The organism is Vibrio sp. SCSIO 43137 (genome assembly GCF_028201475.1).
In the GTDB taxonomy this organism is placed as follows: domain Bacteria; phylum Pseudomonadota; class Gammaproteobacteria; order Enterobacterales; family Vibrionaceae; genus Vibrio.
This window is the reverse complement of the sequence record NZ_CP116384.1, coordinates 940,964-955,076: the sequence shown is the minus strand read 5'-3', so window position 1 is coordinate 955,076 and position 14,113 is coordinate 940,964. Positions and strand designations below refer to the sequence as shown.

At 44.5% G+C, this 14,113-nt stretch carries 14 protein-coding genes; 7 read left to right on the top strand and 7 right to left on the bottom strand.

From position 1 onward, the window contains the following. Positions 1–156: 156 nt before the first annotated feature. From PK654_RS20210 to PK654_RS20200, 3 genes are read right to left on the bottom strand one after another with little or no spacing between them, the layout of a single operon-like run. On the bottom strand, positions 157–1,470 hold the full coding sequence (locus tag PK654_RS20210) for a flavodoxin domain-containing protein (protein WP_271699158.1): 1,314 nt from the start codon (positions 1,468–1,470) through the stop codon (positions 157–159). A 16-nt stretch (positions 1,471–1,486) separates the two neighbouring features. Then, complete coding sequence (locus PK654_RS20205; RefSeq protein ID WP_271699156.1) at positions 1,487–1,660, bottom strand: hypothetical protein; 174 nt, start codon at positions 1,658–1,660, stop codon at positions 1,487–1,489. A gap of 10 nt (positions 1,661–1,670) precedes the next feature. After that, positions 1,671–2,888, bottom strand: a complete 1,218-nt coding sequence (locus tag PK654_RS20200) for an FMN-binding protein (RefSeq protein ID WP_271699154.1) — start codon at positions 2,886–2,888, stop codon at positions 1,671–1,673. Positions 2,889–3,282: 394 nt separating this feature from the next. Here PK654_RS20200 and PK654_RS20190 point away from each other — a divergent pair, with 394 nt between their 5' ends. Then, complete coding sequence (locus PK654_RS20190; RefSeq protein WP_271699152.1) at positions 3,283–3,984, top strand: hypothetical protein; 702 nt, start codon at positions 3,283–3,285, stop codon at positions 3,982–3,984. Between the two features lie 56 nt (positions 3,985–4,040). Here the strand turns inward: PK654_RS20190 and PK654_RS20185 are convergent, their stop codons facing one another. Beyond that, positions 4,041–4,355 (bottom strand): DUF496 family protein, encoded by a 315-nt coding sequence (locus tag PK654_RS20185; RefSeq protein ID WP_271699150.1) that lies wholly within the window; start codon positions 4,353–4,355, stop codon positions 4,041–4,043. Positions 4,356–4,515: 160 nt separating this feature from the next. Here PK654_RS20185 and PK654_RS20180 point away from each other — a divergent pair, with 160 nt between their 5' ends. The 6 genes from PK654_RS20180 to PK654_RS20155 all read left to right on the top strand — a co-directional run bounded on the left by PK654_RS20180 (position 4,516) and on the right by PK654_RS20155 (position 10,739). After that, positions 4,516–4,707 carry a hypothetical protein gene (locus PK654_RS20180; protein ID WP_271699148.1) on the top strand — a complete coding sequence of 64 codons (192 nt, stop codon included), beginning with the start codon at positions 4,516–4,518 and terminating at the stop codon, positions 4,705–4,707. A 37-nt stretch (positions 4,708–4,744) separates the two neighbouring features. Then, positions 4,745–5,401, top strand: coding sequence for a YceH family protein (locus PK654_RS20175; protein WP_271699147.1), 657 nt, complete (start codon positions 4,745–4,747; stop codon positions 5,399–5,401). A gap of 2 nt (positions 5,402–5,403) precedes the next feature. Then, the gene (locus PK654_RS20170) at positions 5,404–5,691 is read left to right on the top strand and encodes a GIY-YIG nuclease family protein (RefSeq protein ID WP_271699145.1); all 288 of its coding nucleotides are present in this window, start codon (positions 5,404–5,406) and stop codon (positions 5,689–5,691) included. 106 nt (positions 5,692–5,797) lie between these two features. Next, complete coding sequence (locus PK654_RS20165) at positions 5,798–6,949, top strand: conjugal transfer protein TraF (RefSeq protein WP_271699144.1); 1,152 nt, start codon at positions 5,798–5,800, stop codon at positions 6,947–6,949. Positions 6,950–7,077: 128 nt separating this feature from the next. Next, complete coding sequence (locus tag PK654_RS20160) at positions 7,078–8,172, top strand: substrate-binding domain-containing protein (protein ID WP_271700730.1); 1,095 nt, start codon at positions 7,078–7,080, stop codon at positions 8,170–8,172. Next, complete coding sequence (locus tag PK654_RS20155; protein WP_271699143.1) at positions 8,169–10,739, top strand: LuxQ periplasmic sensor domain-containing protein; 2,571 nt, start codon at positions 8,169–8,171, stop codon at positions 10,737–10,739. The genes PK654_RS20160 and PK654_RS20155 overlap by 4 nt, the downstream gene beginning before the upstream one ends. 16 nt (positions 10,740–10,755) lie before the next feature. Here PK654_RS20155 and PK654_RS20150 read toward each other — a convergent pair whose 3' ends face one another. The 3 genes from PK654_RS20150 to yccS form a co-directional block, all read right to left on the bottom strand. Then, positions 10,756–11,424, bottom strand: coding sequence for a PilZ domain-containing protein (locus tag PK654_RS20150; RefSeq protein ID WP_271699142.1), 669 nt, complete (start codon positions 11,422–11,424; stop codon positions 10,756–10,758). A gap of 102 nt (positions 11,425–11,526) precedes the next feature. Next, on the bottom strand, positions 11,527–11,817 hold the full coding sequence (locus PK654_RS20145; protein WP_271699141.1) for a hypothetical protein: 291 nt from the start codon (positions 11,815–11,817) through the stop codon (positions 11,527–11,529). Positions 11,818–11,902: 85 nt separating this feature from the next. Continuing rightward, entirely contained in the window at positions 11,903–14,080 is a 2,178-nt protein-coding gene (gene yccS / locus PK654_RS20140) for a YccS family putative transporter (protein ID WP_271699140.1), read from the bottom strand. Between the last annotated feature and the right edge of the window lie 33 nt (positions 14,081–14,113).

Genomic DNA, 14,113 nt, shown 5'->3' with positions numbered 1-14,113 from the left:
AATTATGGCTCAGAATCGGACGATGGAAAGGTGTAATTTGCAGGAAAAAAACGCTGTCCATTAAGAAAGTGATAAAGCTAACATTATATTGGAAAATTATGGTAACAGCTCATCAACTATAGGAAAGTTGACAAGCTATTACCTTTATAACTTGAACTAGAACAGCTCGAAAACTATCCGGTGGTTTTGCAGCATATCTGCAATCAGCCGCTCAGATTGAACAGAGCTCTTTCCGTTCTGTTGCAAAGAGTGGGAGATAACTGAAAGTACTTCATCTTTCAGCTCCGGCCTGCCACAAACATACACTTGCCCATCCTGTTTCACAAGCCAGTCTGCTAACTGTTCGCTGTGCTCTCTGAGGCGGTCCTGAACATATACTTTTTCGTTGCTGTCGCGGGAAAATGCCGTGTCTAACTGGCTGATAACTCCCTCTGACTGATAATCAGAGAGTTGCTGCTGATAGTAAAAATCACTTTCGGAGTGGCGGTGACCGAAAATCATCCAGTTAGGTCCCACATGGCTACACAGTTTGCGCTCTGCCAGCATACTCATCATAGGTGCGATACCGGCACCTGTAGCAACAAGAATCAGAGGTGTTTTAGAAGTGGGCAGTGCCATACCTGCGCCTGCGCGGATTTCGGCATTAAACGCTTCTCCGGAATTAAGTTGATTGATCAGATAGTCAGAGCAGAGTCCGGGCTGCTGTTTTCCGTCTAACAGGAACTGGTGTCTGGCGATACAGAGAGAGAGTCCGCCTGTATTATCTATACTGGAGGACGCAATGGAATAAAGTCTCTCTTTCTGACTTCCCGGCGGGGTAATGGCAACGAGATCATTGATTTTATAGTTAACCGCGTCACTAAGTTTAAACCTCAGATGGTAGGCTTCTGAGGCCGGAGAATCAGCACTACCGTTGTTATGCAATGGATAGCGCTCTGTCAGAGTAAGTGCCACCTGAGTAGACGTCGCTTGTATCTGCTTATCATCTATATCAGAGGCAAGTTGATATGAGAGCCAATCCCGCCATATATCAATAGGGTTGCCACTAACCAGCAGGGGCTCTTCTTCACACGGACTTCCCATACGCTTCAGCTCATTGTGAATCAGTATGCCTGCAAGGCAGAAATGTTTATAGCTATTGTCTCCAAGTGCCAAAAGACTAACAGGAACAGAGAGTGCAGGGTACTGCTGTAACTGCTGATAAAATAGCTTGCCTTCGTCAGGGATCTCTCCTTCACCACAGGTACTGACAATCATCAGAACCTGATTGTAGTTCTCAAGTTCAGACGGGTGTAGTGATGAAAGGGAACGTACGGCCGCTGAACGGCCAAGTGTTACCGCAATATCTCCAGACTGTTTTGCAAGGTTAGCTGCAGTGCCTGTCTGACTGGCGTAGCAGATAAGAATATCTTGATTTTTATTCACAGGTGTAAAAAGCAGGCTCATCAGGGCATAAGTAATTTTGTTCATCGTTCTTATCACTTGTTTACTGGAAATATCTAATCAGGGAATCAGAGAGAAAGGCGATAATTATTGAACAGGTAATTATCAGCAATAGTGAGCTAAGCCACTGCTGCTTGTTTCGCGGAGCCGATGTTGTGAATTGACTCTGCCCTTGGGATTGACCAGCCTGATTTAGCTCAGTTGTTTTATTGTTCATCTCAGACCTCTTACTTGCGACTGATTAATTGTTTTAATTGATAAACCGAGCGGTTACGTAGGCTGGTTATTAGTGAGAGCATGGCGCCCGCCGGGCAGAAAAAGCGGCAGAACATATCAGGAATAAAGAAAGCGCCAATAATGACTGCCGGCATAATAAACCACTGTATGCCTGTCCCCTGAAGAGAGAAGATCATTGAAAAGGGTTCATAAGCACCAGAACTGGGGTTAGAGGTTATTAAGCCAACCATTAGCGCTGCCCATAATCCGGTATAGGGAATATAACGGCCAAAACGTAAAGCCAGAGGCGGTAAAGGCAGGTTCAGGTTACCGATTTTATGTAACAGATACTGAATGCCGTGAAACGGACAGATATTTCCACAGTATATATTGCGCCCAAGAACAATAATCGATGCGAATACACCTCCCAGCAGGATCCAGAAAGCCAGATTCTCTGACAGAGTGGGCACGAAGCCGAGCAGCAGCGCAGAAAAATTGCCCACATTGATCATCTGGTTAGCCATAAAGCCAACCACAACCACACTGGCCAGAACATAGACAAGCTTTAGCTTAGAGCTTGCCAGCCAGATATTGACGATGGATAACAGTATCAAGAGCGCAAGAAGCAGATGTTCGACGGTGTAAACGATGTGGTTTTCCAGAGGTTGCGGGCGGAGTTGAAACTGCTGTATCGCTATCTTATGTGCCGCGCGGGTGTTAGCCCGCATAATGGCATTGGAGCTTAAAGTTGCACCACTAACCGCATCCCAGTTCTTACCCGCTTCAGGCAGATAAGCCGCCTCTTTCCCTTTGAACTGGCGGAAATAACCCTTATTCCTCAATTTTTGGATATAAGCGGGAGTATCACCATGGCTGAGCAACTCTACTGATTTTATTTTTCCTTGTTGATCGATGACCGAGGCTAGCGTAAGAGGGCCGCCATAGCTGTTTTCTGTGGCGATGGATAGATAAAACTGCTGTCCGTTCCTCTGCATAGAAAATAGTGAAGGGTTGTCTGTTACTGCTTCAACTTGAGCGTCCGGATACAGATTTTGCAGATCTTTCTGCCAGTCTGGTTGATTAATTAGCTGGCCGTAGTACCAGGCCAAAGCCAGGGAAATTAATGCCAGTAAACGAAATAGTTTTTTATAATCGAGACGCCATTCAATGGCTTCCTGACAGGGCTTTTCTGTACGGCACGATAGTGACGAACAATCTTTACAACTCACGGGGTATGCCTCTGGTAAGGTAAAACATAATGCAGTGTTAACTATCCTCTTGTACAGTGAGTGAGTCACTGGGAAAAGTCACAGTCAGACAGAGGCATAAGCCCATATTGATAGGCTGTTAAAGGAACAAAGGAAACCGGGCATCAGAAAGAGTGTTGCAGAAGTGCGGCTTTTCGTTAATCAGAGTTGAAAAACAAGCTTATTCAATAGGCGGAACTCTGTTTGATGATCATATTTATACTTTGAATATCACTGACTGTTCCTTACATGCTGTGTTAAGCTAACCAGCTGATTTAAAATACAAAAAGCAAACGCTTTAATCAGGGTTAGCATGTGTATTGCTAATTTAGTAAAGCAGTTGGTTATTCAGCTCTCAAGGTATAGACAAAAAAGTATGACAAACATTCTATTAGACAGCATAAATTTCTGCAGGCGTTACGCCCGCGAGCTTTTCAGTATTATGGGCCCCGTTATTATTGCCATGGCCATATTAAGCAATGTAGCGGATCTGTTTACCTATCAGTATTACTGGGTTGGTCTGGTTTACGCATTAGTTTCCATGGTGTTGCAGACTTATTTTCTTGTTCGTCTGATACGGTTTTTTCACAGTGTTGTCAGCGGAGTGGCGTATAAACATTCTGTCTCTTTTTCTGACTGGATTGATCTGCTGTCTGTCTCAATTCTGTATGGCTTAGCGGTTGTGATCGGTTCAATGGCGCTGATCATTCCTGGTGTTTTCTTCGCCGCAAAGTATGGTTTTTCTACCTTTGAAACTGTTTTGAATGATAAAGGGGCTATTGCAGCAATGTCAGCTAGCTGGAGAAAAAGCCGAGGATTCACCGGAAAAATGATGTTAGGTTCAGGCCTGATTGTCCTGCTAACAATTTTACTGACATTACCTCTTGCTTATCTGCAAGAGGCCAGCTTTGTTATCAGGTTTACCGGCGGGATATTAATCGAACTGATCTCTTCGGTACTAATGCTTTTTACAATGGTGTTCTATTTCCGAGTCTACACGTTGGCTGATAAATCAGTAGTAGGCTCAGAACATAAAGGCAGTGCTGAACTTGATAGTCGGATAAGTGGTGAGGAGTAGTGGTAACGAAAGACAGCCTAATACAAAAAACCCGCGAATAGCGGGTTTTGCATGGGTTATTTCTTACCCTGAGCTTGCTTGTCTTCTTCAGTCAGCTCTCTGATACGGCGGCTGATATCACGACGCACTTTAGAAATTTCTGCACTTTTGATGATATGGTCATCGATGCGATCTTCGTAATCTGCCTTCATGTTTTTGATAATGGATACAATTTCATCGTGAGACATATCCGCTTTAATGTAGTCTAGCAGGTTGTCCAGCAGTTCAACACGCTTGGTGTTATCGCGAACTTTCTTATCGTTGTCCTGAAGCTCTCGTTTCAGTTTGTTTTTCTGGCGAGCCTGATTAACGATTTCAAATACGTTGTTCATAAGTGTACCTTCCTAATAGCTACAAAATTAATTAATTGCCTGCTCGAATTAAAACATATCAGCCGCTCAGGTTACAGATTTAAATCAAAGGATTGTCGATTTTGTTACTCGGTTTCTGCTTGGAATTCACCATAGAGGCGATGTAGTATATAAGCGTTTAATGACAGCCAGACTACGAGCAATGAATAGCCAGAAACAAGTAGATCAAAGCCACAAAAAGAGAATGCAAAAGGCTTATCTGACCGCCAGAAAGCAGTTACAAGTCGCTGAGATTGAACTGAACCGTTCATCTCTGGCAATTGTCAATCAAGATGGAGAAGTGGTTCGTCTTCCTATGCTCAACGAACATTAACTTCCTATACCGACAGAAAAAGAATAAAGGAATAAGTATGAAAATCGAACTTAGCGAAATTGAAGCCAGAGTCATTGGTTGTCTGCTGGAGAAAGAAGCCACTACTCCGGATCAGTATCCACTGTCGCTAAATAGTTTAACTAATGCCTGTAACCAGAAGAGCAATCGTGAACCTGTGATGGCACTGTCCGAATCTGACGTTCTTGATGCGGTTGATGCACTTATTTCCCGTCGTCTGGTAAATGACGAGAGTGGCTTTAACAGCAGAGTATCAAAATACCAACACCGCTTTTGTAATACCGAGTTTGGTGATCTTCAGTTTAGTGATCAGGAAAAAGGAATTGTCTGCTGCATGTTGCTGCGAGGCGCACAAACACCGGGTGAGCTAAGAACCAGAACCAACCGACTTTGTCAGTTTACTGATGTAAAAGAGGTTGAAAGCGTACTGGAGAAGTTGTCACAGGGCGATGCGGATTCAGCTTTGGTGGTCAAATTGCCTCGTGAAGCTGGTAAACGTGAGTCCCGCTATATGCATCAGTTCTGTGGCAAAGTAGATGCTGAAAGTATGGCCGTAGCGGGAAGCGCATCTGAGGTATCTGCGAAAACAGGCAGAGTTGAGCAACTTGAACAAGAGGTTCAGGCTCTGAAATCAGAAGTTGCTGAGCTTAGAGAGTTGGTCGAATCCCTTCTCTGATAATGACTGACGTTTCAATCAACTCAGACGTCTGGTGCGTATACCTGATCCGCACCAGACACAACACCCTCTATTGCGGCATTACTAATGACCTGTCACGACGCTTTTCTCAGCACTCATCGGGAAAGGGAGCAAAATATCTTAAAGGGAAAGGGCCACTTGAACTGGTCTGGAGCCATAAGACCGATGGCAAAAGCAGTGCCCTTAAGCTAGAAATCAAAATAAAAAAACTGAATAAACGACAGAAAGAACAGCTGGTCACGGGTGTGTCAGCTGTTCCGGCTCTGTGATCTTTAGCCTAAAGTCGGTTAATTTAGCAAACGATTATGTACGCTATTTATTATTCACTGCTATTATATATTGCTGAGCTAATAAAAAAATAAACAGGAGAACAGGATGAATTTCAGACATGTTTTGCTTTCTGCAGTGGCGGTGGCTGTGATTCCCGGTTACGTGTACTGTGCGACACAGGTTGCTGATAGTCGAGGCAACGGTATGGGTAACACCGGTGTGGCATCGGCCGATTATCTGGTGGCTCCTTTCTACAACCCGGCCTTGACCGCGCATTATCGTGACAGTGACGATGTCGGTCTGCTTCTGCCTGCGGTGGGCGCATCTCTTAAAGACAGTGATGATACTTTAGGTGAGGTGGATGATCTTCAGGATACCATTGATGCATTCAAAGCCAGCCCAAGTACCGCCAACATAAATAAACTAAATGGTCATCTTGACAGGCTTCAGGGTGATGCTCCTCTTACTGCGTCAGCGAATGCAGGTATTGCAGTCGCGATACCAAATGAACAGGTGGCGCTAAATATCTATACACGGGGTTATGTTGAGATAGCGGGAAAAACAAACATTCCTGATTACGTAAACACTGGTAACGCGGCAAATGATACCACCACCAGATACACAAACTCTGAAGTTGAGTTAGCGGCATTTGGCTTCACCGAGCTGGGAGTCTCTTTTGCTAAACAGTTAGATTTTCAGGGACAGGCCATTTCTGTTGGCTTTACCCCAAAATATCAGCAGTTAAGAACCTACTACCGAAAACTCGATGTCGAGAATTTTGAACTGGATGACTACGACGAAAGTGAGCGCAATAAGAAAACCTTAAATATGGATATTGGTGCTCTATGGCATAAAGATGAATGGCGGGTTGGTTTTAGTGTAAAGGATCTGTTTAAAAAAGAGATCAAGACTGAAGACCCGGCAATAAAATACGAGCTAAACCCTCAGGCTACAGTGGGTGCTGCTTATGCGACTCAGCTGTTTACCGCTGCCATTGATGTGGATTTGACCAAACAGAGCCGTTTTAACCATATTGACGATGATACTCAGTTTGTCCGCTTTGGTGTGGAAGGAAATGCCTGGGATTGGTTACAAGTAAGAGCCGGTTACCAGATAGATACAAAAGATACTATGGATAACACGGTTACCGCCGGAATTGGTATCAGCCCGTTTGATGTCGTGAGTCTGGATATTGCCGGATCCTATGCCGATAAACATGAGTTTGGTGGTTCGGCAAACTTAGCATTTACTTTTTAATAGTTTGATATAACATAAAAATTTGAGCCGTCATGGTGATACATGGCGGCTTTTTTGATATTTGAATTTTTCTTTATCTGGCTAGTCACCTAGTATTAAGACACTTATGGAACAAAGTGAGTATGTCTATGAAGGTAATCACAACACTGCTATTCGCATCTGCTCTGCTGGCATCTCCCTTCTGTTATGCGATGAAAAATCTGAGTGGTTACTGGACTTACCCGCAATTCCTTAAAACTCATCCGCAGCAAAACACTCTTACCAAAAGTATGGATGTAGCGATTAACAGCAACCCGATTCCCATTACCTTCAACCAGACAACTCCGGTAAAGATTTCTGTTGTCTATCCGGGAGAACAGGTATCCGACTACTGGCGAAGAAACATTAAGGCGTTTGAAGAGAGGCTCAGAGAGCTGAATATCCGTTATCAGATAAAAAAGGTGTTTACCCGGCCGAACGCTGATACGCGACAGCAAAATTTATCTTTAAACGAAGCCCTTGAGGATAACACTGACTATCTGATTTTTACTCTGGATACAGGGCGTCACCGTAAGTTTATAGAGCATGTGCTGCATGGCTCAGATACCAAATTGATTTTGCAGAATATCACCACACCAGTAAAAGCGTGGGCCAGCAAGCAGCCGTTCCTTTATGTCGGTTTTGATCACCTGTTGGGTAGTCTTGCACTGGCAGAATATTTTAAATCGGTTCTTCCCTCTCGATCTGAATATTCAGTAATGTATTTTTCGCAGGGCTATATTAGTGATGCCCGTGGAGATACCTTTATTCATGCCATGAGCGACCTAGCTGACTACCAGTTAAAATCTTCGTTCTATACCAAGGCCAGCAAGGAGAGCGGTTATCGTTCAACTAAAATCGCCCTTGAACGATACCCTGATTTAAAACTGGTGTATGCCTGTTCAACAGACGTTGCTCTGGGGGCTTCGCAGGCAATTATGGAATCGGGAAAAAATATACTGATTAACGGCTGGGGAGGAGGGTCTGCCGAGCTTGAAGCAATCATCAATGGAGAACTGGATGTTACTGTTATGAGGATGAATGATGATACAGGTGTTGCCATGGCCGAAGCGATAAAGTGGGATCTGGAAGATAAACCTGTGCCGACAGTTTACTCCGGTAGCTTTGAAATTGTATCAAATTCCGACAGTATTCAGAGAATAGAAAACCTCAAGCAGAGAGCGTTCAGGTACTCCGACCGATGATATTCACCACTGACCGAAATAACCCGAGATCTATGGCGAACCTGACGGTTCGCCTGATATTTATTGTATTTACCTTGCTGGTGGTTTCTCTGCTTGGTTTTAGCTACCAGTACAGTACCACGGCGGTAAATCAGGAAATCGAACGTAACCTGACCCAGACGTCAACCCTGTTACAGAGCCTGTTTGATTATAAGTTGGGCACCATTAAAACCCATCAGAACAGTCAGGCGGAAAGTGTCACGTTGCAGGAGTTTATTGAGCTGAATAAGAAAGCGCAGATCGATGATTACTTTTTTTCGGTAGAAAAAGCGGACCTGAAGAATACCCCTGATTTCAGGTTTATTACCCGTGACAATACGGTTTTCTGGGATGACGGAAATGCGGCATTTTTTGGTATAGAAAATCAGCAACTTTACCTGCTCACTAAAGATGTGGCCTATAGCAGTAACTGGCACTATTCGGTACTGGAAAGTAAAGGTGGTAACAAGCACCTACTGATCAGGCGTATGCCGATAATCAAGGCAGACAGTGGTGAGGTATTGGCGAAGCTGTATATTGTTATCGTAATGGATAATAACTTTCCGCTGGTGGAGAGCCTGAAAAATGTCAGTAACACTGAAGAAGTGGTGTTATTAGCAGAAGGCGTGCCTGTTGCTTCAACAACAAAACTGACTGAAAAACTGGTAGCACAAATTAAGGACCAATCCGGTTTACCGGCAAATGAGCACCATGAGCATTTATATAATGCCATTGACCTTCGTATTGATGATATCCGCACACCAATCAGCCTTTATACCTTACAGGATAATCAAAGTATTCTGCTGCTGGAGAACAATTATAAAATCGGCTTGTTTTTCTCAATCATTTCCATCATAGCTTCCGCGGTTCTTGCCCGCTACTTGATCCAGAAGAGACTAACCGGTGAACTGGCTGCATTGGTTGCCTATACACAGGTGGCGAGGGATCAACGAAAAGTTTCGCCGTTTAAAGGCTCAATTGTTTCTGAATTTGACCATATTGGTCATACCTTAGAGCACACTTTTGAAGAGCTGATTGAGAAAGAGCAGCTATTTCAGGATCTGTTTAACTTTGCCTTGTCACCCATTATTGTATGGAATGGTGAAGGGAAAATTGTCCGTATGAATCCCGCGGCTGAGAAAGCCTTTCAGGAAAACAATATTCATATAGAGAAGGTGTTCCAGAACTTCCAGAAGAGAATCATAAACCATATCAATATGGTTGCGACGGGGGCGGTATTAACCGGTGTCAATATTCCTATTTCAAACATGGTTTACCGCTGGAACCTGTCACCGATTTTATTGGATAACGGTGTACATTCAATTATTGGTCAGGGGCTGGATATTACCTCTCTGATTGAGGCAGAAAAGCAGAGTAACTATGCCCGGCTGGAAGCCGAGAAGTCCGCCACCGCCAGAGCGGACTTTATGGCCAGAATGAGTCACGAAATCCGTACGCCGCTAAATGGTATTTTGGGTATCTCACAGTTGCTGAAGAGGTCGGTCAGCAGCAAAGAGCAGGCAGAGAAGATAGATGTATTATGCCAGAGTGGTGAACACCTTTTGGCAGTACTAAATGATATTCTCGACTTTTCAAAAATAGAGCAGGGAAAGCTCAGTATAGTAAAAAAAGAGTTTTTGCTTTCCAGTCTGGTGAACTCGGTGGAGAAGATATATTCACCGCTGTGTGATGAGAAAAACATTCGCCTGAAAGTAGAGAACACGGTTCCTTCTGCAAGTAAGCTCTGTACCGATCAGGTTCGGCTGAATCAGATAATGTTTAACCTGTTAAGTAACGCCGTGAAGTTTACTCATAAGGGAGAGATCCGGGTCAGCTTCTCTCAGCAAACTGATGCTCAGGGAAAAACTCAGTTGAATATTGTGGTGCAGGATTCAGGCATTGGCATTTCTCAGCAGAACCTGATCAGCATCTTTGAACCTTTTATTCAGACCGAGAATACCATTACACGTGAGTATGGCGGCAGTGGTCTGGGGCTAACCATTGTCAAACTGTTGACAGAGCTATTAGACGGTCGTATTCAGATTGAGAGTGAGGAGAATAAGGGGACTAGCATTAGCCTCTGCTTTGATCTTGAAATCATAGAGCAGAGCCTGCCGGCGGTACACGCCAATAGTTTAGTGGCGGGAGAGTTGATGTTTGATACGCCTGTCTCTGTTCTGCTGGTGGAAGATAATAAAACCAATGCTTATATCGCTAAAGCGTTCTGCGAGAAATACGGCTTATCTGTAGACTGGGCAGAAAACGGTCATCAGGCTTTAGATAAACTTAAGTCAACTCACTATCATTTGATATTGATGGATAACCAGATGCCAAATCTGGGTGGTGTAGAGGTGACCTCAATTATCCGCAATAAACTGAAGCTGGATATACCGGTTTTTGCCTGCACTGCTGACGGAATGGAGTCAACCAAGCAAGCGTTTTTTGAAGCTGGCGCTGACTATATAATTGTTAAACCTATAAGGGAAGTGGCTCTGTTTGAGGCACTAACCTATTACAAACAGCACTGTATGGCGGAGTCAGAGGTTTAAGTCAGCGTTTGTCGAGCTAGCGGCTTAAAACGGTATGCTCCAGAATTTCATACTTAAGGTTGTCTTCAAGTTCAATTTCTTTGGCAAATTTGATGCCGAGAAAAGTACCGCCGGCGTATTTACGGCTGCTCATAATATGACAAACGGGAGACGTTGTCGGAAAGTGTTCTAATGTGGGTTGTATGGTTACATCCATACCCTTGCTTAGTTCAACGGGTTGATCGATAAAAATACCGCAACCGGAGGCGGAAAGATCGCGCAGCGTGGCTTTAAATGTGTCATCTCCGCTGATAACTGAAGCCGGAAGGTTAAGCTTGAAACGTTTATTGGCACGGATAGGTTTGGTCTCAAAACTATAAGGTATTTTGATAAACATCAGCCATGTGGGGCGGGAAACAACGGAAATTATCTGTGACTTAAAGGCAATGATATCGCCCAGTTCTGTATCGGTAATCCCCCGGACAACAACACCAACGTTATTGGTTTTACGGGTGATTAAATCTTCAACCACCTTGGAACTCATATCCAGAAGTAAGAACTGATTTTCCTTCATGCCGATCAAATTGGATTGTAAACTGTACTCGTCTTTTGGTCCGAACTTGATAGTCACGGAAAGCTTCATACCAAATTCTAAGTATTGCTTAATTCTCTGGGCGTTATTTACCTTTGCCGCTGCTGCGTTCATTTATATCCTTGCCACTACGTTTTATATTTTTAGTATTAGTTTAGGCTAAAACAAGAAAAAGTAATCAGAAATTATTACAAATTGAGATTGCAAATTGAGATCTCAGACGTGAGTGTCAAGCATGGTTCCAATCATCTCGTCAGAACGACGGACAACATTAGCACCAGCCTGAGAATAGGTATTGGCCTGATTGAGTTTGGTGAGGGCATCTTCCAGAGTGGCTTTGGGTTTCTCTTTCTCTTTTTCGGCTTGTTGAGTTTGCTCGAAATCGACTTTATTAAACTCAAGATCATCACGCTTGCTCATTTCAGCAATATCAGACGCCGCCTCTTCAGCCATATTCTGAGACTGTTGAATGATTTGATAACCGGACTGTACTGAAGAAACTGGCATTGGCGAATCCTTACTCTACCGTTTAAGAATAAGCGTAAACTGATTAATGTTCAAATAGTGTCTGCCTTTCATTGACCGGTCAGCCTTAGGAACTGCCTTTATCCCGGTAACTTTGCTTCTGTGCCAATATCTTTGCCAGTTCAAGTAGCTCAGGCAGCATTTTATGCACCAGATGAAGTTGCTGAAGTACCATTTTCGCAGAGCTCCCTTCACATTCACGCCAGTTATCCAGCCTTTCAGTCAGCAATGAGTTATCTGGCTGGGGGTGATCGATAACGGCGGCAGAGCCGAGTTGTTTGCTTAGTGCTTCAAGGCTGTAATGAATCTCCCGGTGAGCATCAAGAATCAGTTGATGGGTGACATGATCATCCAGCCTTGTCCTATGTGCTCCGAGCGCGGAAATATAACTCAACATGGCATGGTTCAGTGTCAGAAAACGGAAACATTCATCGCGGAATGTCCGGTATCTACCCGGCTCCATCAACATATTATTGATTGCAGAACTCAACAGAGCACTCTGGTTATGGGCGTCTCTTCTGGCGATCCGGTAACTGAGGTCGTTCTTCTTGCCGATACGATACTGGCCGATGATAAGACCAAGATAGTGTCTGTTAGAGTCGACGGAGTCCGCCATGACCTTGTTTAATCGTCTTGATTGCCAGTCAGGCAAAATAAAACTGACGGCCATTACGGCCAGAACACAGCCGATTACGGTGTCGGTCAGTCTTGGCAGAATCACAGCGTAGCCGCTGCCCATTCGTTCAAAACAGAACAGAACCAGAATAGTAATAAACGCGGTGGCGTAGCTATAGTTGTTTACCCTGAAAACAAAAAAAGCCACACCGGAAAGAACAATGGTGATCAATTGGCTGTACGGGGAGGGGAACAGAAATAGCAGCAAGGTTCCAATTACTAATCCGCTTAACGTGCCTATTACACGGGATGTAAGCTTTTGTCTGGTGGCACTATAGTTAGGCTGGCAGACAAACAGAGTGGTAAGCAGAATCCAGTAGCCCTGTTCAATCTGAAAGGTCTGAATAATGCCGTAGCCTATGGTAAGAGCCAGAGAGAGACGAACCGCGTGACGGAACAGTAGTGATGACGGTGTCAGGTTCAGCTTCACTCTCTGCCACATAGCACTTAGGGTATGAGCCTCTGTATCCTGAATGGTATCGGCGTCATCTTCCGGAAGGGCATCCGGGTTGTTGATATTGGCCAGTTGCTCTTCAATGGTGGCGAGGTTGTCGAACAGATATTTGATCTGCGGAAGATGTATCTGCCACTGCGAGTCGGGCTGTTGTTCAATAAAATCGATGGAGCTACGCAGTTCATCCAGAGCTTGTAAAGAGTGAGGCTGATGGCTGTAGGGAATACCGACAACAATGGACTTAGCGATATTACTGCACGCCTGTGCCTGTATCTCCAGCAGATACTTAAAGCGGAACATAATATCGGAATGCTGAAATGCCTGTGCAAGATCCTGATAACGGTGGTGGCTGGAACTGACTCGCTCATGAATATCCTGAGCCAGAAAATAGATTCTGAGAAAACGGTCGCTCGGTCCGTCAACCTGGCCACGCTTAGAGCGGGCAAGAAAGGTCGATTTACACTGATTAAGTGCGGATACGGTTTTGGCGTTGACACTGGCTTCGTTAATTCTGTGTGGTTGTGGCGTAAGGGAAGGGCTGGGATGGAACAACGCCCTTCTTGCCTGAAAGTAATAAGAAAGCTGCTGAAATACCTCAGCCAGACTTTGTTGCACCGGCTGTAACGGGCTAATGGCATACCAGACCATCGCCAACAGAAAGTACCAGCCACTTCCGCCGAGCAGCAGAGCCGGTTGAAGCCAGATATTTTCACTCTGGTGAGCGCCCAGCATGGTATAGACAGCAATCAGAAGCGAACCGAAGGCGATTTTTGCGTATCTGGGGCCGATAGCACCCAGCATAATAAACAGAATGGTTGAGCTGAAAAGACCGATAGCAAACAGAATCGGGTAGTCGAATAAGATCTCAATAGAAAAAGAGGCAATAGCGAAACAGATCAGCGTCAGTAGCTGAGCTTTCACCCTGCCACGGAAATTATCATCAGATTCCGTCAGGGCACCGGCAATAACACCAAGTATTAATGGTGTTATGGTAAAGCTGAGTTCACTTTGCAGCAGCGACGGTACCAACACACCAATCAAGGCAATAAAGATCAGTGCGCTGTAACTAACGGCAGGATTGATAACAAGTTGTCTGAGTCTGGAAAAATTTAGCACCGGAGATTCTGATTATGAACAATGGCTGACAGG